The organism is Aquisphaera insulae, assembly GCF_011064615.1.
Taxonomy (GTDB): Bacteria; Planctomycetota; Planctomycetia; order Isosphaerales; family Isosphaeraceae; genus Aquisphaera; species Aquisphaera insulae.
Window position 1 is genome coordinate 71583 of the sequence record NZ_JAALJH010000011.1, and the last position, 22030, is coordinate 93612.

Annotated in this window: 15 protein-coding genes and 1 other RNA gene; 10 read left to right on the forward strand and 6 right to left on the reverse strand. The window is 69.9% G+C overall.

All coding sequences use genetic code 11. From position 1 onward, the window contains the following. Positions 1-238: 238 nt before the first annotated feature. The 4 genes from G6O54_RS38750 to G6O54_RS09095 all read left to right on the forward strand — a co-directional run bounded on the left by G6O54_RS38750 (position 239) and on the right by G6O54_RS09095 (position 2260). Positions 239-790, forward strand: coding sequence for a DUF4365 domain-containing protein (locus tag G6O54_RS38750; protein WP_369432131.1), 552 nt, complete (start codon positions 239-241; stop codon positions 788-790). Beyond that, the gene (locus G6O54_RS09085; protein WP_165223402.1) at positions 732-1067 is read left to right on the forward strand and encodes a hypothetical protein; all 336 of its coding nucleotides are present in this window, start codon (positions 732-734) and stop codon (positions 1065-1067) included. The genes G6O54_RS38750 and G6O54_RS09085 overlap by 59 nt, the downstream gene beginning before the upstream one ends. Positions 1068-1335: 268 nt before the next feature. Then, an RNA gene (rnpB, locus tag G6O54_RS09090) (RNase P RNA component class A) lies at positions 1336-1831 on the forward strand. A 93-nt stretch (positions 1832-1924) separates the two neighbouring features. Further along, positions 1925-2260, forward strand: a complete 336-nt coding sequence (locus tag G6O54_RS09095) for a hypothetical protein (RefSeq protein ID WP_165223536.1) — start codon at positions 1925-1927, stop codon at positions 2258-2260. Positions 2261-2393: 133 nt separating this feature from the next. On the opposite strand, the gene G6O54_RS09100 is transcribed toward G6O54_RS09095, so the two are convergent. Continuing rightward, complete coding sequence (locus G6O54_RS09100) at positions 2394-3908, reverse strand: sulfatase family protein (RefSeq protein ID WP_165223539.1); 1515 nt, start codon at positions 3906-3908, stop codon at positions 2394-2396. A gap of 197 nt (positions 3909-4105) precedes the next feature. On the opposite strand from G6O54_RS09100, the gene G6O54_RS09105 reads away from it, so the two are divergent. The 3 genes from G6O54_RS09105 to G6O54_RS09115 all read left to right on the forward strand — a co-directional run bounded on the left by G6O54_RS09105 (position 4106) and on the right by G6O54_RS09115 (position 8127). Continuing rightward, positions 4106-4336 carry a DUF433 domain-containing protein gene (locus tag G6O54_RS09105; protein WP_165223542.1) on the forward strand — a complete coding sequence of 77 codons (231 nt, stop codon included), beginning with the start codon at positions 4106-4108 and terminating at the stop codon, positions 4334-4336. Beyond that, entirely contained in the window at positions 4333-4710 is a 378-nt protein-coding gene (locus tag G6O54_RS09110) for a DUF5615 family PIN-like protein (RefSeq protein WP_165223545.1), read from the forward strand. Before G6O54_RS09105 ends, G6O54_RS09110 begins: the two co-directional genes overlap by 4 nt. Before the next feature lie 144 nt (positions 4711-4854). Beyond that, on the forward strand, positions 4855-8127 hold the full coding sequence (locus G6O54_RS09115) for a sigma-70 family RNA polymerase sigma factor (protein WP_165223548.1): 3273 nt from the start codon (positions 4855-4857) through the stop codon (positions 8125-8127). A 479-nt stretch (positions 8128-8606) separates the two neighbouring features. Here the strand turns inward: G6O54_RS09115 and G6O54_RS09120 are convergent, their stop codons facing one another. Further along, entirely contained in the window at positions 8607-10244 is a 1638-nt protein-coding gene (locus G6O54_RS09120; protein WP_165223551.1) for a LysR family transcriptional regulator, read from the reverse strand. 616 nt (positions 10245-10860) lie between these two features. On the opposite strand from G6O54_RS09120, the gene G6O54_RS09125 reads away from it, so the two are divergent. Both G6O54_RS09125 and G6O54_RS09130 read left to right on the forward strand, forming a co-directional pair. Next, on the forward strand, positions 10861-11064 hold the full coding sequence (locus G6O54_RS09125; RefSeq protein WP_165223555.1) for a hypothetical protein: 204 nt from the start codon (positions 10861-10863) through the stop codon (positions 11062-11064). 418 nt (positions 11065-11482) lie between these two features. Next, positions 11483-11893 carry a hypothetical protein gene (locus G6O54_RS09130; protein WP_165223558.1) on the forward strand — a complete coding sequence of 137 codons (411 nt, stop codon included), beginning with the start codon at positions 11483-11485 and terminating at the stop codon, positions 11891-11893. Here the strand turns inward: G6O54_RS09130 and G6O54_RS09135 are convergent. The 4 genes from G6O54_RS09135 to rbsD form a co-directional block, all read right to left on the reverse strand. Further along, positions 11857-12870 (reverse strand): hypothetical protein, encoded by a 1014-nt coding sequence (locus G6O54_RS09135; RefSeq protein ID WP_165223561.1) that lies wholly within the window; start codon positions 12868-12870, stop codon positions 11857-11859. The genes G6O54_RS09130 and G6O54_RS09135 overlap by 37 nt on opposite strands. A gap of 499 nt (positions 12871-13369) precedes the next feature. Then, the gene (locus G6O54_RS09140) at positions 13370-16333 is read right to left on the reverse strand and encodes a LamG-like jellyroll fold domain-containing protein (RefSeq protein WP_165223564.1); all 2964 of its coding nucleotides are present in this window, start codon (positions 16331-16333) and stop codon (positions 13370-13372) included. A gap of 387 nt (positions 16334-16720) precedes the next feature. After that, positions 16721-18790: a glucosidase family protein gene (locus G6O54_RS09145; RefSeq protein ID WP_165223567.1), complete on the reverse strand. Its 2070-nt coding sequence runs from the start codon at positions 18788-18790 to the stop codon at positions 16721-16723. 196 nt (positions 18791-18986) lie between these two features. After that, on the reverse strand, positions 18987-19652 hold the full coding sequence (gene rbsD, locus G6O54_RS37800; RefSeq protein ID WP_250846787.1) for a D-ribose pyranase: 666 nt from the start codon (positions 19650-19652) through the stop codon (positions 18987-18989). Between rbsD and G6O54_RS09155 the strand changes: the two genes are divergently transcribed. After that, entirely contained in the window at positions 19651-21933 is a 2283-nt protein-coding gene (locus tag G6O54_RS09155; protein WP_165223569.1) for a hypothetical protein, read from the forward strand. The two genes, rbsD and G6O54_RS09155, sit on opposite strands and share 2 nt — an antisense overlap. The last annotated feature ends 97 nt before the right edge of the window (positions 21934-22030 follow it).

Consider the following 22030-nt stretch of genomic DNA (forward strand, 5'->3'; position numbering starts at 1 on the left):
TCACCGGAATGATGGGGATGCTGCGGGCGCAGCACCGCGCGTCATGCGCGGCGTGCCACTACCATCGGTCATGCGGGATGCAAGTCTTGAATCGGAGCGATGGATTGTCGGAGGATTGTCGTTGCAGTGCGATGACGCCCTGTCCAGATGGCTCAAGGACAAAGCGCCAAGAACCGAGCGATGAGGCCTTTCGGTCGGAGGTGGGGAATTGTTGTCCGCCCAGGACGTCGAATCAGAATTGAGCTATGCATATCTGCACATGGTCGCAAGCCGTGCGGGGTTCGGATGCGAAGTCTCCAACCGTCATCTGGATAATGCGGCCGCGGATGCCGTGGTTCGCGAAGATGGGCGGCGCCTCGATCCGGGCTCGTTACTCACCTCGTTCGATCTACATGTGCAGCTCAAGGCCACCGCAAGGCCGCCCATCTTCCAAGCAGGCTATTTTCCTCACAGGCTACCGCTCAAACAGTACAATAGGTTGAGGAGCATAAGAGTCTATTCGCCTCGCCTGCTCGTTGTCCTCCATCTGCACCCGGATCCGGCCCGATGGCTGGAGCACGGGGAGGAATCCGTCTCGCTGTGGGGAGTCGCGTACTGGATGAGCTTGAAGGGGGCGTCTGCGAGTGCGAATCGATCGTCGCAGACCGTCTATCTGCCCAGCCATCAGGTCCTTTCCGTCGATAGCCTCACGCGGCTGATGACGCGAGTGTCCCGGAGAGAGGAGATTGTCCATGAATCCCGCACCACTGGCGTCCGGCCGGGCGAGTCACGTCAGAGCGGACGCGATTGAGGGTTATGCCGAGAGCCTGGGATGGATCCGCGTCCTGGATGTGAACGGGCCGATCGCCGTCTATCATCGGCCGGGCTCTCCCCTACATCAGTTGATCATCCCGCTCGACGAGAGCTACGACGACTATGGTGAGACGGTCGCCGAAGCCGTTCGAAAGCTCGCGGCGTTCGAAGAGAGATCCCCCGCGGAGGTGCTGGAGCTCCTCCTCGATCGCTCGGCGAGTCGACGGCGGCTCGTGACACCCGGACTTCCATCGGTCCCGAATCGTGGGAGTTGACGTCCTGGACGCTCGAACAGTCGCCCCCATCGAATCCTCCCTGGCGTGGAGTTTCACTCGGGAGGCGGATTCATCGTCCGAAACTCGTTTGTCTCGAACCTTTCCGCCCCCGCGGCGTCTTCATGGATAGAGGTAACCGGTCTTGTCTCGCCAACCTCGGTTGTCGGGCGGGCGGGACTGCCTTATGATGGTGACTGTGCTCGTGGCGGGCACGATGATCGCCGGGGCGCCGGGGTCCTGTCGTGCGAGAGGGCGAGCGATCGCCCGATCGTGAAGGAGGGCCCGGGGACGTGCCCCGGAGGAAAGTCCGGACTCCACAGGGTGCGGTGGTGGGTAACGCCCACCGTCGGGGAGGCGTCATCGGCGCCGAGCCGATAGGGAAAGTGCCACAGAGAATAGACCGCCGGGGGCTCGTCGCGGCCGGCTCGTCCGGCCCGTGAGGGGGCCTCGGTAAGGGTGAAACGGTGAGGTAAGAGCTCACCAGCAGGGTGGGTGACCGCCCTGGCTTGGCAAACCCCACCAGGAGCAAGACCAAATAAGGGGGCAACGCGAATCGGCGAATTCGATGCGGCAGACCCGGGCGACCGGGCGAGCCAGGGCGGCTTCGCCTCTTGCGTACGGATCGACCCGATCCGTCATCGACTCCCGGGTAGGTCGCTCGAGGCGTCGGGAGACCGGCGTCCCAGAGAAATGATCATCCCCGGCAGGGCCCGAGCGGCTAGCCCGTGAAAGCCCGGCCGGGACAGAATCCGGCTTACGAATCCCGCCACGTGCCTCTCGTCAAACGAAAGAAGGCGGACGTCCTCACCGACGCCCGCCTTCTTTCGTTTCCACCCACTCGCGGGTACGATGCGAGGATGACCTACGATGTCGTCCTCGAATCGGTGGAGCCCGGTTTCCACGGCCCGGTCGTGGCGGCCCTGATGACCGCGAGCGTCCCGAGCCGGACGGTCTGGCGCGAGTCCGGGGGCTTCCGCAATGCCTCCAACGTCGGCCTCAAGCTGTCCCCCGCGAAGGCCGAGCGGCTGGCCACGTCCTGCCCGTCGGTCGTGGCCCGGGGCGTCACCGCGGAGGACGCTGAGCACCTCAAGGCCTACCTGGAGGCCGGCCACTATCCCGAGAAGGCCGGCTGGCCGCGCCCGGATCCGGGCCGGACCTGCTGCCTGGTCGCGATCCGCCCCGGGGAGGGCTAACCACAGAGGCACGGAGGCACCGAGAAGAGAAGACAAAGCAGGCCGACGTACGGACGGAAGGACGGAAAGTAGGGAAGGCTCGCACGGGGCGTGCTCCACGCATCCGCGATACGCTCGAGACGCCCGACCGCACTCATTTCGAGCGATGCGGCTCGCCGCGGGCCTCCGCGAGGTCGCGGCGGAGTTGCTCCACGAGGTCGGGATGCTCGGCCGCGACATTCCGGGTCTCGCCCGGATCGGCGTCGAGGTCGTAGAGCTGCGGCGCGGGGGCGTTCCCCGTCTCGGTCGCCGTGTTGGCGAGGATCCGGGCCCCGGAGGAAGCCGGGATGAACTTCCACCGGCCCCGCCGGACGGCCAGGCCGCCGGCCTGCTCGATCAGGGTCTCGCGGCCCTTCGCGTCCTCGCCGAGCAGGGCCCGGAGATGGTCGCGGGAATCGAGGGCCGTCGCGATCGTCCCCGCCCGGCCCACCAGCGCCGCGAAGCTGGCGACGAAGTCCACCTGGCAGACCAGCGCCGGCGACGTCCCGGGCTGGACGCGGCCCGGCCAGCGGACGATGAACGGCATCCGCGTCCCCCCCTCGAACTTGCTGTACTTGCCGCCGCGGAACGGGCCGGCCGGGCGATGGCCGCCCAGTTTTTCGACCGCCTGATCGCGATAGCCGTCGTCCACCACCGGGCCGTTGTCGCTGGTGAGGACCACCATCGTGGACGCCGCCAGGCCCGTGTCGTCGAGGGCCCGCAGCACCTCGCCCACGGTCCAGTCGAACTCGGCGATGGCGTCCCCCCGCGGGCCCATCCCGGACTTGCCCAGGAACCGGGCGGCCGGAAGTCTCGGGACGTGGACGTCGTGGGTGGCCAGGTAGAGGAAGAACGGCCGGTCCCGGTTGCGGCGGATGAACTCCACGGCCTGGGCGGTGAAGGTGTCCGCCATCGCCTCGTCCGTCCAGCGGGCCTTCTCGCCCCCCTTCATGAAGCCGATCCGGCTGACGCCGTCGACGATCGCCATGTCGTGCCCGTGGCTGGGGTGGAGGCGGAGCCGCTCCGGGTTCGCCCGGCCGGTGGGCTCGCCGGGGATGGCCGCGTCGTAGCGGACGACGATCGGGTCGGCCGGGTCGCGGTTCACGACCTCGTGATCCTTCACGTAGACGCATGGGACGCGGTCGCCGGTCGCGGCCATGACGAAGCACTCGTCGAACCCGATCTCGAGCGGCCCCGGCGCGATCCGGCCGTTCCAGTCGAGGTCCCCCGAGCCGAGCCCGAGGTGCCACTTGCCGACGGCCATCGTCCGGTAGCCGGCGTCCCGGAAGACGCTCGCCAGGGTCGTCCGGCCGGGCTCGATGATCAGCTTCGCGTCGCCCGGGAGCACGCCCGTACCTTGCCGCCGCCAGGGATACTCGCCCGTCATCAGCCCGTACCGCGACGGCGTGCACGTGGCCGAGGTCGCGTGCGCATCGGTGAACCGCAGCCCCTCGCGCGCCAGCCGATCGACGTGCGGCGTCAGCCCGGCCCGGGCGCCGTTGACGCTCACGTCGCCGTAGCCGAGGTCATCGGCGTAGATCAGGACGACGTTCGGCGGCGCGGCCGAGGCGGCCGAGGCGGGGATCCCAAGCGTGACGAACGCTACGATGATCCAGGGTCGCAAGGTCATGATCAGGTCCATACATCAAGAAGTTGGGGTCGTTCCGAGCCCCGTCCAGTATCGAGGATCCGGGACGGAGGAGGTAGCGTTCGCTTGCGAATGGTGACCGACTGCTCTAGGTTCGAATGGGAATACCCGGGGAGGCAGCGGATGCGATCACGGGCCGTTGGACCCAGCTTCGGGCCAGCCCGGCACAGGAGAATGCCATGAGATACGCACGCATCACCATCGACCCGGCCCAGATGGGCGGCGTCCCGTGCATCCGGCGGCTACGGATCCCCGTCGCCACACTCGTGAGCATGACCGCTGAGGGCATGAACCGGGACGAGATTCTTCGCTCTTATCCCGACCTCGAGCCCGACGACCTCCGCGAGGCGCTCCTGTTCGCGGCCGAGACGGTCAGGGAGCGTGAGCTCCCGCTGGTGACCGCGCCATGAGGTTCCTGGTGGACAATGCCCTCTCGCCGACGATCGCGGAGGCCCTCCGGGAGGCGGGGCACGACGCGATCCATGTCCGGGAGATCGGGCTTGCCGCGGCCGAGGATTCCGTCATCTTCGATCGCGCGGCGGATGAAAATCGGGTCGTGATCTCGGCCGATACGGATTGCGGGACGCTTCTGGCCCTTCGCGCCGAGAGCAAGCCATCGGTGATCCTCTTCCGCGGGGCCACGCCGCGACGTCCCGCCGACCAGGTCGCCCTGTTGCTCGCGAACCTTCCGGCGATCACGGCGGATCTCGACGGCGGAGCCGTCGCGATCATCGAACCCTCGCGGATCCGCCTCCGTCCCCTACCCTTCCAGCGAGGTGGTTAGACGAGGCGGCGGCAGACCAGCGAAGAGGCCGCCCCTCGACCGACCTCAGTTCGCCGCCGGCTATCGGAAAAACCATGTGGCGTCGGCTCCTCGCGGCAATGAAGGATGGAGGAAGTGGGATTCGAGCGCGGAGGGGGGACGGCGATGGGTTCGATGATGGCGGATGTCGGCGTGAGGAGCCTGGCCCGGGACGTGGAGCAGGTCTTCCGCGCCGGCACGGCCGCGGGGCTCTCGGAGCCGGAGCTGATCCGCCGATTCGCGGAGGACGGGAACGATGCGGCCTTCGCCGCGATCGTGGAGCGGCACGGGCCGATGGTCCTGGGCGTCTGCCGGCGGATCCTCGGATCCGTGGATGCGGACGACGCCTTTCAGGCCACCTTCCTGGTCCTCGTCCGCCGCCGTCGATCGCTCCGGGCCGCCGGTTCGCTCGGCCCCTGGCTGCACGGCGTGGCCTGGAAGGTGGCGACGCGACTGCGTGCGGACGCCGCCCGCCGGCGATTGCGGGATCCGCTCGCGGCGCGGACGGAAGCGGTCGACTTCCATCATTCGGAACGATCGGCCGAGCGTCTCGAGCTTCGGTCGATCCTCGACGAGGAGATCGGCCGGCTGCCCGAGAAATATCGCCGGCCGGTCATCCTCTGCGACCTGGAAGGACTGCCCCAGGACGCGGCGGCCCGCCGCCTTTGCTGGCCGGCCGGTGTGCTTCGCGGCCGGCTCGACCGGGCCCGGTTGAAGCTCCGCGGCCGGCTTGCTCGCCGCGGGGTTGCCCCGGTCGGAGCAGCCGTCGCGGGCTGGCTCGGTGCGACGGAAACGGCCGAAGCCGCGATCTCTCCCTCGCTTCGGGCCGCGACCGCGACGGCCGTGGCCCGGGACCTTGCCGTGGAGAGCGTGGCCCGGACCGTGGCGCCTTCGGCCGCGGCGCGGCTCGCCGGCGCGTTCGTGCGGCGGCAACGGCAGATGCGGATGATCGGGGCGGCAGGCGTCCTGGCCATCGCGGCGGTCGTCGGCTCCGCCGTCACCATCGCGGCCGGCGGGCACCCCCATCCGTCGGCACCGACCCCGCTCGCCGCAGAACCTGACAACGAGGAGACCCGGGACGTCGAGATCTCGGTCGTCGGCCCGGACGGCCGGTCGATCCCGGGTGCTCCCGTCAGCCTGCGGACCTATCCCGTGCTCACGTCCGAGGCCGTCCGCCGGGGCACGTTCGCGAGGCGGGAAGACGACGCGGCGATCGTGGATGCAGACCGCGAGGGCCGGCTGGCCGTCCGGATCCCGGCGCACGGCAACGCCCTGGACGTGACCGTCTCGATCCCCGGATACGGGCTCTACACCGCCGACTGGCTGACCCGGATCGTCGGCCAGGAGATGCCCAATCCGCTGAAGATCGAGCTGGAGAAGGCATGGACCGTCGGTGGTGTCGTTCTCGATCCGGAGGGCAAGCCGATCGAGGGGGCCCGGGTCGTCGTGGGCATCGCGGCGAGGCTCCAGCCGGGGGAGCGGATCACCCGCTACTCCAGGCCCGCCACGACGACCGATCGTGAAGGGCGCTGGCGGTATGACCGCGTCCCGGAGTCCGTAGCGGAGGTCACGGCGAGCATCGTGCTTCCGGGGCTCGCAGGTTCCATGGTGAAGCTCACCCGCGCGGCCGCCGCGGTCGAGGGAGATTCGCGGTCGGCGAACAGTGTGACGCTCCGCCGCGGCCAGGGTTTCGAGGGAAAGATCCGGGACGAGCGGGGCAGGCCGATCGTCGGTGCCCGGCTCCACGTGCGCCTCATGCCTGCAGCGAGGTTCCACGAGATCTCGACCGGGCCGGACGGGACGTTCCGGGTGGAAGGCTGCCTTCCGGGCACGACCGATCTCCTCGCCACGGCGCCGGGGCGAGCCATGGCTTCCCGGTCCGTGGCGGTGGGATCGCGGCCCGTCGCGCCGATCGAGCTGACCCTGATGCCGGCCCGACCGCTCCGGATCCGGATCCTCGATCACACCGGCAAGCCGGTTTCGAATGCCCTCATCGACCTGATCCGGATGGATGGCCGAATCCTGCCCCGAGACCTCGGCGGCGTGACCCTGCACACCGACGCGGACGGCGGCTGGGAATGGGCCGAGGCGCCCCGGGAGGAGATCTCGTTTTACCTCGCCCCGCCCGGGGAGGTGCAGCGGACAGTGCTCAAGGTCATGGCCCGCGACGAACGGCAGGAACTCCGGCTCCCGCCCCCGCTGGTGATCGCCGGGCGGGTGATTGACGCCGAGACGCGCCAGCCCGTGGAGCGATTCCGGTCCGTCCCGGGTCTCGCCTTCGACCGCAATCCGAAGGTGATCTGGGTCGACTGGCAGTCCACGCCGGGAGTTGGCGGCACCCTCGAATCTCGGCCGAGCCAGCGGGGCGACAACATCCGCCATCTCGTCCGGATCGAGGCCGACGGCTATGCGAGCCTGGAGTCGCGTGAGATCCGCAGCGACGAGGGACGCGTCTCGCTCGACCTCGCGCTGACGAAGGCCCGCGGCCTCATCGGCCGGGTTATCGCGCCGGACAACCGGCCGGCGGCGGGCGCCCGCATCGCGATCCTGAAGGGGACGACGGGGGTCGTGATCACGAATGGCGACTTCGAGGCGCAGCCGATGGCCTATCGGGTGGTGAACGCCGACTCGGAAGGCACGTTCCGCCTATCCCAGCCGAAGGAGGACTTCCGGCTGGCGATCGTCCACCCCTCGGGCCATGCCTGGATCGATTCGAAGAAGGACCACGACTGGGATCGCGTCCGACTGGTCCGCCTCGAGCCCTGGTCGCGGGTGGAAGGGACGTTCCGGGTGGGGGCGAAACCCGCCGCGCACGTCAAGCTGTCAATTGACATCGAAGAGGTCACGGACGGCAACCAGCTTCTGGCATTCCGACAGTCGGAGGCCACCACGGGCCCCGACGGCCGGTTCGTCTTCGAGCGCGTCTTCCCCGGGCGCTGGGCGATCGGCCGATGGCTCGAGCCACCGTCGGTCCGCGGAGCCCCGGGGGCTGCCTCGGCGGTTCAGGTCCCGGCGGACTTCCCGGCGGGCCAAACGGTGCACCTGGATCTGGGAGGCACCGGTCGGGCCGTCGTGGGCCGGCTCCGCATGGCCGATGGGCTGAACCAGAAGCACCCCTGGGAACACGCCTGGATCTCAGGAGGGACGCTGACCGAGGGGAAGGATTACGCCCCACCCAACTTCCGGGTTACGAGCGGCCCCGACGGGAGTTTCCGCATCGACGACCTGCCCCCGGGCAAGTATCGCCTCTTCGGGGGCTTTCATGGGATCGTCCCGGAGGCCGCTGGCCCGCAGGGACACGTCGTTTCCTGCCAGCTCGACTTCGAGGTCCCGCCGGACGGCCAGGAGCCGGCGGGGAATGCGGTTGACCTGGGGGTCCTGACGCTTGATGAACGATGACCGGCAACCGGAGGCGAGTGCGTTGTCGACGCTCCATTGTCGGGTTGGCCAGGGGACAGGCAGGGATGCCTGTCCTCCGAAATCTCCCCTGTCCTCCGAAATCTCCGACTCGCTGTGCTGCATACCCCGGGGGACAGACATTCCTGTCTATCCCGCAACCCGAGTTCTGAACGATGAGGAGGCGCTAGAGCCAATACCGTTCAACGAAGGGTAGGGGCACATGGGCTTCGGCAGAGTCTCAAACCGCGATGGTACGAGACCGAGGTCAACGTCACGTCGGCTCCGAGCTGAGCCTGGGTGGCCGTGGTGGAACACCACGGTGCGGCAAGCTGTCGCGCCCAACGGGCTTCGCCTGGAGGCCACGGCGGTCCCGTGGTGTTCCACCACGGCCACCCGGAGACACTCCTTGCCTGCCAGGATGTTCACGTTCCGCTTTCGCGATGCGAGACGAGACGAGCCTTCGTTGAACGGTATTGGCGCTAGAGCAGCCCCGCTTGTGAGCCATCCTCGGGCCGGGGAGGCCTGTCCACGTGATTGGTCGAGACCCGCAGCATCCCGAAGCGGGCGACCGCCGCGATGGCGTAATGGGGGAGCCTCGGTGCGGACGCGTCGCGACGGCAGAGGATGAACGGGGCCATCATCGGCTTGTTGTCGGAGTCGGTGCCGTGCCAGAACCCGAACAGGGCCTGGCCCGTCTCTCCGGGGACGATGGTCCGGAATGACATGTTGAACACGGCGATCATCGCCGGCGCATACTCGCCATGAGAGAGCGGCTCGGCCGTCAACGAGAACACGCTGTCGGAGATCGGCCCCGCCGAGATCGCGTAAGACTTGCAGAGCGCCGTGTTCGCGAGCGAATCGACCACCCGAAGCTTCCCGGAGTACCGCCCTCCCTGTGCCGATTCCTCCCAATCGAGGATGGCCGAGTGCCATTCGGGCAGCTTCACGGTCCGCTCCGAAGTCAACGCCATGAAGTAGGCCTGGCCGTACTCCCGAAAGTCCAGGCTCCTGGGGAGCCGCACCGGGGCCCGCTTCTTCGTCCGCCAACCCGGCTCGGCCATGTTGAACGGCTTGTCGTAATAGCCCTTGATGTCGCCGTAGAGCTCCCACGCCTCCTCGGACATCGTGTGCGCCCCGTCCTCGTCCGAGGACCGGTCCGGCTTGTCGAGCTTGTCGAGCTTGTAGACGCCGGCGACTCCCATGCGGAGCGGTTCACCGTCCGCCGAGCCCTTCTCCGAGACGTCCGTGTAGACGACGGGGAGATGGGCCAGCGTCCCTAGCTTCTGGTAGTAGTCCAGCTCGCGATAGACTCCCGGGACGAGGGCGACGCCGTCGATGCCCATCCGGACGTGGGCGATGATCGTCGAGTAGTCCTTGAGCTCGACGCGCCTCCCTCCCCGCTTCTCGTCGGGATAGGGGAGCTTCTCCAGGAAGGGCTGGTGCTGACCCTCGAGGACGAACACGGTCTCCCCGGCGAGCTCCTTGATGTTGACGCTCGGGTCCTGGAGGTGAAGTCGCTCCGCGAAGCGGTGGCGGGGGCCGCAGATCACGACGACGTCGAATTCATTCGTGAATCTCTCGTACTTCACGAACGGGTACTTGGCCTTGCAGTATGACTCTCGCCCCTCCAGATTCCAGACCACGGCGAAGTCCAGGCCGCCGCGGTCGATGAGCTCGAGGGTTTCCTCGTAGGCACAGGCATCATTGAAGTCGATTTGCTTGTAAAACCTCTCATGTTTCGCGAGATACCGGCGTATGAAGCTGGGGAGGACGTAGACGAGCAGCAGGTGCGACGCGGCGATCCGCAGCCTGGCCGACTGGTCCTCATGCCAGACCTTCTGCAAACCGTCGAGCGCGGCGCGGCCCTTCTCGAGCAGTTGGCGTCCCTCGTCGGTGAGCGTGTTCCGGCCGCTCGTCGACGTGATGTCGACCAGCTTCCGCTTGCCGTATCGCTCCGAGAGCCTCTTGAGGCAGTTCGACACGACGCTGGGCGAGTTGATGTCCAGCCGCGTGGCGATCTCGCGCAGGGACCCGGGCCTCAGTTGAAGCTCCTCCGCAACCCGGCAGAACAACTCCAGCTCATGAGCGAAATCCGAAAGCTCGCGTTCGACCGCCATCCATCGCCTCCGACACAGTCAGACGTCGTGTGCGCATCAGTCGTACAAGTTTAACATACTGTTCTAGCCGGCTCAGGCATGAAATGCTGAGCGTTCGCGCGCGGAGAGTCGGAGTTGAGGCGTTTGGCCTTCCGTAAAGAAACTTGGGCATGATGTCTGACGACCGGCCCTGGTCCGCCCTGGTGCCCCAGCCGTTGGTCAAGGAGGTCCCGCCATGGAATCCAGGTCGGTCAGGAGCGGGGCCTGGAACGACCGAATTTTCGGGGGCTCGCCCTGAATTGGCGGAGGCGAGGGCATGAGTGCGCGGGAATACGCCGCGTCCATCATGAATGTTAGATTCGAAATGTCATCTATTCATTGATATGAGGCGGGGGGGCGTGGGAAGCAGTCGACTCTGGCCTACTGGTTCTTCGAGAAGAACAGTTGATGTCCATTGAGCTTGAGAGACGAATTCGGAATCTTCGGATTTTCCTGCTTGACAGCGCCAGGAGGATTTACGATTATTCTCGTTAGATCAGTTGGCTTTCGGTGTTCTTCCGAGAACATCAGCCCGCCTTGACGCCTTCGACAACGCTCGTTTCGTACTCAGCGCCATTCTAACCGAGAGGGGTCTCCCATGGCGAAGCCGTTCGAATTCCGGCTCCAGGAGAATCGTCTGGCCACCCGCAGCCACGGCGGCGATACCGACCCGTCGATGCTGGACGGCCGCGAGCCGCAGAAGCCGATCGCGTACGACTACTATTGTGCCCGGTGCCACTGCATGAGCTGCTTCGACCGCAACCTAGTCTGCCAGACCTGCCAGTGGCATGTCGGCAGTTGAGGTATCCCAGGACGGCTCCCGGTTGAGCCCGCCCGTCGAAAACCCCACTCTCCTGGCCTCGAACCGAGCCATCAAATCCCGCGAGTCGACAGCGACGCCGGCCCATCCCACGGCCAGAGCCGTCGGCCCCCTCCTGCAAGTCCGCGACCCTCGCGTCCTCTGCTCCAGGTCGCCTCTTCCCGCCTGGCGCGAGTGTCATCCGTTTCGTGGAAATGATCGGGCCGCCCGCCGGTCCGGTGATCATCGCGCATTTCTCCGAGGAGAAATGCAAAACCGCTGCCGCCCGCGTCTGTGAAACGTGAGCCCAGCGGTTCGGCAGGGAGTTCGCGCCCACTCATACCCACGGCGGTTGGGGAACTACCGGGTATGGGCGGATTTCGTCCGGCGACACAAACGGCCAGTGGCCAGAGAGGTTACCGTGCGCGCCCTTAACAATGATTATAGCACCTCGAACGCGATTGGGAATCCCCGATCCTCCGGGCCGCCGCGAGGTCGGATCAGGAGCTATGCACAGGTTTGCCTGGCGATCTCGCTCCTCCACCTCTGGGCGGCCTACTGCGAGGTCATGCAGTGGCATTTCGTCATCCTGTCGGCCATGACGGAGGTTTGCTTCGCCCTGGCCTATGTCTCGATTTCCCGGGTCCACACCGACCCGGTCGGATCAGCCCTTGAGAATGCTCCGGGCGATTCGAGCGGCGAAGCCGGGGCAAGCCAGCTCTCGGGAACCTCGTCCCCGCCCCAGGGCCCGGGCGAGTCCGTCCCCTACACGGAGGACGAAATCAACGAGTGCGCCTACATCGCGGAGGGAAATCCGAACTTCGAGGATTGAGGATCGATCCGCGCGACCTTGAGCAGGCGAGACCCCGGGAGGGACCGACCCTCCCGGGGTCTTTTTCTTGCCGGGCCGAGTCCGGCCCCGCCGTCCCAACGGAGAGGATTGAAGGATCGGACCGCGTCGATTTCCGTGATTTTTCCGGGACGGTGAAACTGACGGGCTACTTTTCGGGACTGTATTAGGGTAGGAGCTGCGCGAGGCCGCGCGCTCATCGCACCCGGAGGAACCCCGACGCGGAGGCACCCGACGATGGCGACCACGGCCCAGGACGAGGCGAGGCGGCGGAATGCGCGGCTGTCCACCGGACCGAGGACGAAGGCGGGCAGGGCCCGGTCCCGGCGCAACGGGCTCCGGCCGGGGCAGCGGCCGAAGGGCACGCCGTTGCCGAGGGCGAACGGGCAGGACGCGGAGGGGCTCGAGCGGAGGACCGCGGAGTTCCTCAAGGACGCGGGCCTCGGCGGCAGCGATCGCGAGCGGGAGCTGCTGGCGACGGCCGCCGCGCTCTCCTGGAAGATCGAGCAGGCCGAGAAGGCGGAATCGGCCTTCCTGGCCAGGGCGGCGGGCCGGCCCGGAACGCGAACGAAGCCGAAGCAGGCCTCGGCGGAGGACACGGCCCGGTTCCGGGCGCTGGTGCAGTCGCTCGAGGCGTGGACCGGCTGGGTGGACGATCCGAGGCGGAGTGCCGCGGCGATCGTCGCCGAGCTCGAGACCATGGAGCAGGGCCGGTGCTGGCTCCGCGGCCAGTGGCAGTTCCTCCGCGACTGGATCTGGGCGGGGGGCGAGGTCTCGGCCGCCCAGCGGCACCAGCTCGTCCGGCTGCTCGGCGGCGACGCCTGGGATACCACGATCGACCCGCTGATCAACGCCGTCTTCCGGGCCTGCAATGCGCTCAACGACCAGGGCATGGCCGCCTGCGAGGAGTATTTCGCCGCCGCCCGGCAGGCGGCGCGGGGGGCCGAGGACTTCCTCATCGAGTCGCTCGCCTGGCGCGAGATCGGGCCGCCGCCGAAGTCGTCGAGTGCGGCCTGGGCGTTCCTGCTCCGCGTGATCGACGACGAGAAGGCGCGGCTCGAGGCCCTGGAGGAAACCGCGGCCGAGGCGGGTCGTGAGGAAGGCGAGACGCTCGCCGCGGAGGCCGCGCTCGAGGGCCCCCGGCGCGAGGTCGCGGCGATGAGCCGGGAGCTGATGGAGGTCCTCGACGAGCTCTGCCGGCTCCGCAAGGACTCGGCCCACGACCATGATTGCCATCCGACGGCCGGCCCGGGGCTCGGACGGAGCCTCGCCCTCCCGAAGGATGCGGGCCAGCCGGAGACGACCCGGCGGCCGGAGGACGATTTGCCGAATTCGGCGGGGGCGAACCTGCGCGAAAAGAGCCTCTGCGACCAATCGCCGCAAGGACTTGCGTCGAGTTCGCCGGAAACGCGGGACGACGAACGGACCCAATCCGCGGACGTCGTCCCGGCCGCGAATCTATCGCTCCGGCCCGCGGAGGGCACCCGCGGGGACGTGCTCGACCAGGGGGCGGATGACGACGTCGCGGACGACGAGGGATCCTCCTTCGGCCCAGACGCCCAGGGCGTCGCCGGCGGGGTTCCAGTAGCGATTGACGAGCGTGTGCCGGCCGTCAACCTCCACATCGACGATGTCGTGGCGGCAGACGAGGTCCAGCCGGATCGGCCGGTCGAGGCCGGCGACGGCCTCGAGGGATGGCCCGCCCGGCTGGGGGCCGCTGCTGGCGCTGTGGGTGGACGCGGAGTAACCCACGCGGCCGGCGGCGGGCGTGAGGCTGAGCTCGGTGCCGTCAGCCTTGCCGTCGCTCGCGCGGATCCGGACGCCGTAGCGGGTGGCCCCCTGGGGCGACAGGGTCATCGTCACCCGGACGTCATTGGGGATTCCCCGGAAGAGATGCTCGGCGCGGCCGGGCCCCGCCGGGAGGGTCAGGGCGAGATCCTCGGCCGGTCGGGGCAGCGGGGGGCCGGCCTCCGGGACCATCTCGGGGACGAAACGGGTTCCGAGCGAACCGTCGTCGTTCTGGACGAGGTCCCGCAGGACGAGGTTCCCGCCCCAGCCGTCGTCGCCGAGGAAGCCCGCCAGGATCCGCCGGCCGCCGGCGAAGGCCCCGGTCTTGGGGACGGACAGGTTGTCCAGTCGGCCCGGGAGCTGGCGGGTCCAGGGGCCATAAGGCGCCCGCGAGCGGAAGATCCCCTCGACCCCGCCGATGAAGTAATACCAGTCGTTCCAGCGGAACCAGTGGGGGCACATCTGCGGGACCACCGATTCGTCGGTGACGAGGAACGGCTCCGGGAGCTCGGTCCAGCGCCCGCCGTCGTCCGAGACCCAGTGCGCCAGGGCGATCTTGCGACCCCCCGCGACCAGGCGACTCCGCGAGCCGTCGAGCACGAGGGCCCCGTCCCGGACCGCGGCCGAGCCCTCGAGCTCGCCCGGGGGGAGCGTGCCGGCGCGGTCGGCGGTGCCGCCGCCCCGGAAGTCGAGCCAGACGACCGGCTTCACCGCGCCCGGCTCGTGGCGCCGGAGCGCCGCGATTTGATCGACCGTGAGCGCCGCGTCGTAGACGCGGGCGTCGGCGATCGCGCCTCGGAAGTGCGCCGTGGGATCGCCGCGACGGTCCAGGTGCCGGAGGCCGACCAGCACCTTCCCTCCGGCCTTCAGGGTCAGCGGCTCGTCGATCTGGTACTGGGCATAACGGATGCCGTTGCGCACCAGCGTGACCGTCTTCCCCTGACAAGCGATGGCCAGTTGGACCCATTCGCCGGGCTTCGCGGATTCCTCGGGGCTGGCGTGCTGGTCCCGCTGCGTCCGGAGGATGTTGTTGCTGCCGGCCATCCAGCGGCGGCGGGAAAGCTCGCCGAGCACGATCGAGTCGAACTGGCCGGCCTGGTCCCCGGCCCCTTCGACGGTCAGCACGCCGGCGCCCGCCTGATCCAGGTCGGCGGGGGAGACCCAGGCGACGAGCGTGCGGTCCTTCAATTCCGGCAGGCCGTTGCCGGAGGTCGGACCGGCCTTGAGCAGGTGGATCGTCCGCTTCGCCGGGTCGGGGTCGTTGAAGACCTCGCAGTCGCCCCCCGGCAGGTAGGGGTGCGTCGGATGCTTGAGGAAATCCCGTCCGTCGACGCTGATGGCGAGCTGGATGCCCCCCTTGCGTCCCTCGTAGTCGGGCGTCGGGTAGAACATCCAGAACTTGCCGTCGTGGAAGACGGTGTTGCCGGTGCCGTTCCAGGCCTCCCACGGTTCGGTGACGGGCGCGGGGGCGGGGTGATGCTCCCAGTGGACCAGGTCCCGGGTGCTGGCCTGGTGGATCTCGAGGCCGCCGTGGCCGCCGTCCCACTTGCTGTGCATGTTCCGCCGGAGGATCAGGTAGAAGAGGCGGAACGTGCCGTCATGGAAGAGGGGGAAGCAATCGCCGGCCTTGGAATCGTGGCCCCGGGGGCGGAAGTACTGCAACTGCGCCGGCATCGGCCCGAGGATCGCCCGTTCTCGCTCGCGGGCGAGGGCTGGGCCGCCGCTCAGGCCGACGATCTCGGCGTCGCTCAGCGGCCGGTGCCAGAGGGCGGCGTGATCGACGAGGCCGCGGAAGCCGGCCAGGATCTTCCCCCCCGGCAGGGCCCCCGCGGCGAGGAATCGCGGGGCGGTCGCGGGCCGGGTGGTGCCGATGGGGAACTCGAGATCGAGCAGGACGCCGTCGATCCAGAGCTCGAGGCGGGCTCCGGTGCCCCGGACGATCAGGTCGTGCCAGGCGGTCGGCCCCAGGGGCTCGACCGGGAAGATCACGCGCTGGACCCGGTTCCTGGCGTCGACGGCCAGCGCCGGGGGCTGCCCGTCGAGCAGGCCCTTCGGCAGCATGTGGTCTCGCGCGGGCGAGAATTCCCCGCCCTTGCCGCCCCAGAGGAACTCGACCACGCCGCGAGAACCCTTGATCGCGCGTGGACCCTCGGGGTTGCCGTACATCCAGCCGGCCGGCGTGGAGACGATCCCGCCGGCGTAGTTCATGTCGCGAGCAGGCAGGGTCGAGCCATCCACGCCGCGGAGGTAGAGGCTGACCGCGGCGTCTCCGCCGTAGCTGCCGAAGAGGGGCGAGCTCCAGGCCCCCGCCTCGTCGCGGAGGCGGACCAGGAGGGTGAACTCGGCCCCCGGCGGGTCGAGGGTCGGGCCGGCGATCTCGAGATAGCCCCCGTCTTCGAGCCGGGCGGCGAAGCCGTCGCCGCCGCGGGCGAGCGAGGCGGCGCGGTCGTCGCCCTCGAGCGCGACCCCGAACCGCACCGGGCCGTGGGCGACCAGCGGATTCGGCCGGCCGGGCTCCGCCGCGGCCCGGAGGTGCCAGGCCGCCTCGGCGTCGCGAAAGGCCGCGGCCGCCGCCGGGGGCGGGCCGTCGCTCGCCGCCGCGATCTGTCCCCAGCCCGTCGAGAGGACCAGCATGATCCCGAGGTGGAACAAGGCCGTGGCTGTGCAGGCAAGTCCGGTGAGGCCAGGCGAGCCTTCTGGTCCCCTCCCCCCCACGTGGGGGAGGGTTAGGGAGAGGGGGCGACCACTCTTGCCAGGCCGCGCGGCGTTGATGCAGAGCCGTTCCCTCCGTATCAGCCCGCCCTTGATCCTCGGCCCGCCCGTTCCCCCTCTCCCTGGCCCTCCCCCACCAGGGGGGAGGGGACCAGAATTGGCCTCCTCACCGCTGAGCAGAGCGAGGCCGGGTGAAGGAGAGCGCCGGCGTTCCGCTTCCCGCCTTACCAGGGGGGGCTTATGGGTCTCTCGGGACTGGCACAGAGCGTTCATCGTCATGCTCCCGGTGGATCAGCGTCCCGTCGGAGGTCATTCCTTCCGGCCGCGGACGCCGTGCCCGCCGGCCGTGATCGCGTAGGACTCGCCTCGATACGAGACGTGGTGCAGCGTGCCCTCGAAGCCGCGCGGCGACGTCGGCGCCCGCAGGGGGAAGCCGCTTGCTTCGCCGCCGAGGTCGGGACGGAAGCCGAAGAAGTCCCCGATGATCACGTCCGCGAAGGCGGCGCCGCAGCCCTCGTTGAAGTCCTGGCCGCCGCGGCGGGCGATCCGGACGACCGGCGACCGGCCCCGGCTGTCCGGGCCCACGAAGTCGTGCGACTGCGAGAACGGCCCCTCGTGCGTGACCTGCTCCGCGGCGCGGAGGAACTCGACCGCCTCGTCGTCGCGGCCGAACCGGCAGAAGACGGCCATGGTCAGCGCGGGCCAGCCGTCGTAGCTCCCCATCGGGCCGTGGTCGGGCCGGTCGGACTCCGCCGCGGCCGGATCCTTCAGGCTCATCGCGCGCATCCAGGTCTCGGTCCGGAGCTCGCGGTCCACGAAGCCGATCATCTCCGCCTTGACCTCTCCGGTCAGGTCGCGGTCGAGGGCGTGGCCGATCATGATGAAGTCGAAGCAATGACGGAGCGGGACCCGCCGGCCCGATCCGTCGACGGCGCTCCAGACCCCCTGGCCGGGCTCGTAGAGGGAGAGCACCGCGGGCAGGAGCCCCTCGGCCCTGGCCCGCAGCTCGCCGGCGCGGGCGTGATGGCCGGAAAGGTCCTGGTAGGCGGCGGCGCGGCGGAGCATGGCGACATTGGCGGCGTTGAGCGAGGGGACGCCCCGGACGTAGGTCGGCGAGCATTCCAGGAGGTTGTCCTTGCCGCCGTAGTCGGCCAGGGGGCTGCCCGCGGACAGTGGCCGCTTCTCGAAGGCGGTGGCGAGCTCGTCGAGGCGATCCAGGATCGTCCTGCCCGCGGCATCGGCCTTGAGGAAGGCGAGGTCGCCGGTCGTCGCCAGGTACGCGTCGAGGCAGCGGAAGATGCTCCAGTCGTTGGCGGCGTACCACGGCCCGGCCCCCTTGCCGGAGAGGCCGTCGACCGCGTAGCAGGCATCGCGGTCGAGCGCGAACCATCGGGCCAGTTGCTCGCGCATGACGGCGGGATCGAGCAGCGCCCAGGCGGTCGCCCACATGCCCGTGTCCCAGAAATAGGTCAGCGTGCTGCCCCATTCCGGGCCGACCGTGACGTAGCATCGGCGGCTGAACGGGAAGGTCGTGCGGCACATCAGGAGGGGCACGAGCGCCCCGTGATAGTAGACGCGGCGGATCCGCGGGTCGGCGGTGACCAGCGTCGGCAGGTGGCCGGAGAAATGGTCGTTGCCGGGCCGGAAGGCGGCCCGCCAGCGGTCCTCCCAGCGGGCTTTGGCGGCCTCGAAGGTGGCGTCGAAGTCCGCCGCCCATCGTCGGGCCAGGCCGGGGTCCGCGGCGACGGACACGACGAGCTCGAGGACCGATCGCCCGCCCGGCGCCAGCGTGATCGTCCACCGCGGAGGGTCCCCCTCCGGGGGCTGGACGGACGCGAAGGAGGCCCGGGTCGGACCGGCGGCCTCACCCTCGCCGGGGCGGGGCGTCGCCCAGGTCCGCCATCGCTCGGGCTCGTACGACCGCACGCGGCAGGTCGGGTCCAGGGCGATCTTCAGGGTGCGGGGGGCCTTGCCCGTGTTCTCCATCGTCAGCCGGATCAGGACGCCGGGCCGTTCGAACGCCATCCGCAGGGCGGACTCCATCGCCACGCCCTCCACGACGGTGCGGCGGCGGACCTCGTAGGGGAGCCATCGCGACTCCGACGCCGGGATGGGCCGTCCGTCCAGCAGGACCGACGCGGCCGTCCCCCCCTGCGAGGCCGGCGGGACCGTCAGGCAGGTGAAGCCCGTGAGGTTGTCCGTGGCCTTCACGCCCCCCGCGAAGTTGCAGACCGAGGGGAGATTCTCGAGCGACCCCGTCGGCATCCAGTCGCCGGCCAGCTCGTCGAGGGACGGCACGCCGGGCGGATCGGCGGCGGAGGCCGGATCGGCGGTCGCGATCAAAAGGAGAAAACACGCGGATATGAAGATGCGGTACATCCTGGTGTCCCCTGCGGGTGGCGTCGTCGCTCCGTTCGGGTCGGGCTGGCGGACGATTCAGGGCGGGCGTGGTCGGCGGGCGGGGCGAGTCCTCGGGGCGCAATCGTGGCACAACCGGAGGGCCGGTGACATGGGGTAGCGGGAATTCGCGGACGGGGCTCGGGCCCGGCCCGAGCCGTCCGGGTTTCGCCCGCCCTCAGAATGCGCTGCCGGCGACCAGGCGGATGTTGGCGTACGGGCTGAACTCGGCGGTCCGGATGATCCCCTTGACGTCCAGGGACTGCTCCCGGAACTCGTGGAAGGGGACCTCGTCGACGTCGATGTCGCCGAGCAGCTTGACCATCTCCTGGAAGAGGCGGGGGCTGTAGTCCTTGATCTCGGCGGGGACGGCGAACGACTCGATGACGAGCTCCTCGGCGACGGCGCGGACCACGTCGAGCAGCCGGGGGATCCCCGGGGTGAGGGTCAGGTCGATGACGTGCCCGTCGGTCGGCAGGGGGTACGCGGCGTCGACGATCAGGAGTTCGTCGGTGTGCCCCAGTTCGGCCAGGAGCGAGCAGATCGCCGGGTTGAGGATGCCGCCCTTCTTCATCACGCCCTTCCCTTCCGAAGCAGATCTCGGGGCCGGCGGGAGGCCGGCGGAGACGACCCGCGGCCCGGACGAGGCATCGAGGAGCGGCCACGCCCGGTCGTCGGTCACGTGCGCGGCCCGGTCGGCCGCATCGATCCAGCGCAGGGTGGCCCCGACGCCGCAGCCGGCAAAGCCGTGTTCCTGCTCGCGGGGCCTTCGAAGTATAACGGTTAGGCTGGCTTTGCTCCACCCCGGCAGCATCGCCGCGGAGAGCCGGAGAGTCGCCACCATGCGTGACCGCGATCCAGGGAGCCAGGTCGCCGCCCGGCCGCTCCTCGCGCTGGCCCTGGCCGCGATCGTCGCCGGCGGCCTCTCCTGCGGGGGAGACGGGGGGGCTGTCGGCCCGGCGGGCGGCACCGCGACGGGCACCCCGGGCCCGGGCGAGGGGCCGGGCCCGGCCCGGTCGATCGGCCTGATCTCGACGATCCACGACCCGAGGCTTCGCCCTCTGCTCGACGCCGCCGACCGCTGGCGACGCGAGCGGGGGCCGGCGCGGAAGGTCCTCGACCAGGTCTATCTCGTCCCCGACGTCCCCACCTTCCTGGAGGCGCTCGGGGACTGGGATGAGCATGCGTATTTCCCCATCCTGATCGATGACCCGGCCTGGACCCTGCCGTTCCTGCGTGCCTTCCGCCCCGCGCGGATCGTCCGGGTGCGGTCGCGCCGGCCCCGGCCGGCGATCGCCCCCTGGGTCGCGGCCCGGCTGGCGGTGGCCCGGAGCTGGTCGGATCGATCGGTGCCCGACGATCGGCTCGATGACCCGGCGAGCTTCCCCTCGCGACTCGGGCCGACGCCGCCGGGCCTGGTGCTCAGCGACGCCGGCAGCCCCATGCTGGCGGGCGCCGCGGCCCTGGCCGCCGGTCGCTTCGAGCCGCTGGTCCGGCTGGGGCCGATCCTCGTCGACGAGTCCGGTGGGCCCAGCCGGTTCGCCGACGTGCTCACCCTGCCGCAGGCGGTCCAGGTCGCCCGGGCGGTCGAGTCCGTGGCCGCGGCGGCGGCGGCCCCGCACGCGTCGATGGGCGATCGGTGCGACTTCCTCACCCTGGCGATGGACTGGCCCTATCGCTATCGCCACGACGCTGACGCCAGGCCCGTCCGGGGGGAGCATGCCCTCGACGACCTGATCGGCCGGGTGCTGGTCCCCGGCCAGGGGCCCGGTGCGGACCTCGACGCGTCGCGGACGCGATGGGCCTTCGTCGGCCGCCTGCTGGGCGGGCCCGAAGCGAGCGTCTATCGGGCCATGGGCTCGCTCTTCCTCCAGCCGTCCGGGACCATCCTCTGGAATACCTATCCGTCCGGCGGCCCGTGGGACGCCTATGCGATGAACCTGGCCGACGTGATCCTCGGGAGCTTCCGGCGGACGTCCCCCGAACCGCTCCATCGCGCCGGGACGGCGGCGAGCCTGGCGGCCTGGCACCGGGCGTTCGACCCCGCCAGCCGGTTCGGCCTGGTCCTGGTGAACTCGTCCGGCGGCCCCGACTTCTTCACCATCACGGGCGGGCCGGGCCGGCCGTCGGACGTACCCCGGGGCGTCCCCGCGGCGGTCGCCATGGTCCACAGCTTCTCGGCGGCCGACCCCATGGACCCGGGGACGATCGCCGGCCGATGGCTGGACCAGGGGGCGTTCCTCTACTACGGCTCGATGAACGAGCCGTACCTCCAGGCGTTCCGCCCCCCGACGCTGGTCGCCGGGCTGGCCGCCAGGGGGATGCCGCTGGTCGCGGCCCTGCGGCAGGGGGAGGACGAGGTCTATGGCCGCCCCTGGAGGCTCGCCTACCTGGGCGACCCCCTCTACCGCCTGCTCGCCGGATCCGAGGAATCGAGCCGCGTGCGGGTCACTCCGCCCGCCGATGAGCTCGCCCGCGACCATCCCGGCTGGATGGTCCGCGAGATCACCGCGAGGGATGTTTCGCTCGCCCCGGGCGGCGACGAGGAGGGCCGCCTGGAAGGGTGCCTGACGGCCGCCCTGGGCGCCCTCTGCGGCGGCGGAGGTCCCGGCGGCGAAGGCCAAGGCGAGGGCGAGGGCGGTGGCGATGCGGTGTGGCGATCCGCCCTGGTGTCCCTCGAGCGGTCGAAGCTGCCGCCGGGCCTGCGCCCGGCGCTCGACGAGCTGATGATCGATGCCGCCCTCCACGGCGGCGAACCCGGGCGGCTCCTCGACTGGCTCCTGAAGATCCCGCCCGGGGAGGCCGGGCCCAGGATCGAGCGGGCCGTGGAGACCGTGGCGACGGCCCGGGTCTTCGACGCGTCCGGCCGGGGCATGCTCGCCCCGGCCCTCGACGCCTGGGAATCGGTCCTCCGCCGTCGCTGGCCGGCCGGCGCGCGCTTCCCCGTCCAGCTCACCGAGCGGCTGGCCGCGATCGTGGAGGCCGGGCCGCCCGCCGATCGGGTCCGCTTTCGCGACCGCCTCTCCGGCCTCTGCCGGGAGTTCGCCGCCGAATCGTCCCGATCCTCGCTGGCCGAGGCGCTCGCCGAGCCGCTTCGGCGGGCTTCGGAGGCGAGTCTTCGGTGATGGCCGGGCCAATCATGACGGGGGGCTGGACAATCCGGGGGCCCGGGGAGACGATGTCGGCCCGCCGAGGGCCTTGTGAGCCATGGTCGAATCGACT

Bases quoted from the DNA above. Each gene is read 5' to 3' on its own strand.
- G6O54_RS09085 (WP_165223402.1), top strand. From the start codon at position 732: ATGAATCCCGCACCACTGGCGTCCGGCCGGGCGAGTCACGTCAGAGCG.
- G6O54_RS09095 (WP_165223536.1), top strand. From the start codon at position 1,925: ATGACCTACGATGTCGTCCTCGAATCGGTGGAGCCCGGTTTCCACGGC.
- G6O54_RS09100 (WP_165223539.1), bottom strand. From the start codon at position 3,908: ATGACCTTGCGACCCTGGATCATCGTAGCGTTCGTCACGCTTGGGATC.
- G6O54_RS09105 (WP_165223542.1), top strand. From the start codon at position 4,106: ATGAGATACGCACGCATCACCATCGACCCGGCCCAGATGGGCGGCGTC.
- G6O54_RS09110 (WP_165223545.1), top strand. From the start codon at position 4,333: ATGAGGTTCCTGGTGGACAATGCCCTCTCGCCGACGATCGCGGAGGCC.
- G6O54_RS09115 (WP_165223548.1), top strand. From the start codon at position 4,855: ATGGGTTCGATGATGGCGGATGTCGGCGTGAGGAGCCTGGCCCGGGAC.
- G6O54_RS09120 (WP_165223551.1), bottom strand. From the start codon at position 10,244: ATGGCGGTCGAACGCGAGCTTTCGGATTTCGCTCATGAGCTGGAGTTG.
- G6O54_RS09125 (WP_165223555.1), top strand. From the start codon at position 10,861: ATGGCGAAGCCGTTCGAATTCCGGCTCCAGGAGAATCGTCTGGCCACC.
- G6O54_RS09135 (WP_165223561.1), bottom strand. From the start codon at position 12,870: ATGAGGAAGTCCTCGGCCCCCCGCGCCGCCTGCCGGGCGGCGGCGAAA.
- G6O54_RS09140 (WP_165223564.1), bottom strand. From the start codon at position 16,333: ATGCTGGTCCTCTCGACGGGCTGGGGACAGATCGCGGCGGCGAGCGAC.
- G6O54_RS09145 (WP_165223567.1), bottom strand. From the start codon at position 18,790: ATGTACCGCATCTTCATATCCGCGTGTTTTCTCCTTTTGATCGCGACC.
- G6O54_RS09155 (WP_165223569.1), top strand. From the start codon at position 19,651: ATGCGTGACCGCGATCCAGGGAGCCAGGTCGCCGCCCGGCCGCTCCTC.
- rbsD (WP_250846787.1), bottom strand. From the start codon at position 19,652: ATGGTGGCGACTCTCCGGCTCTCCGCGGCGATGCTGCCGGGGTGGAGC.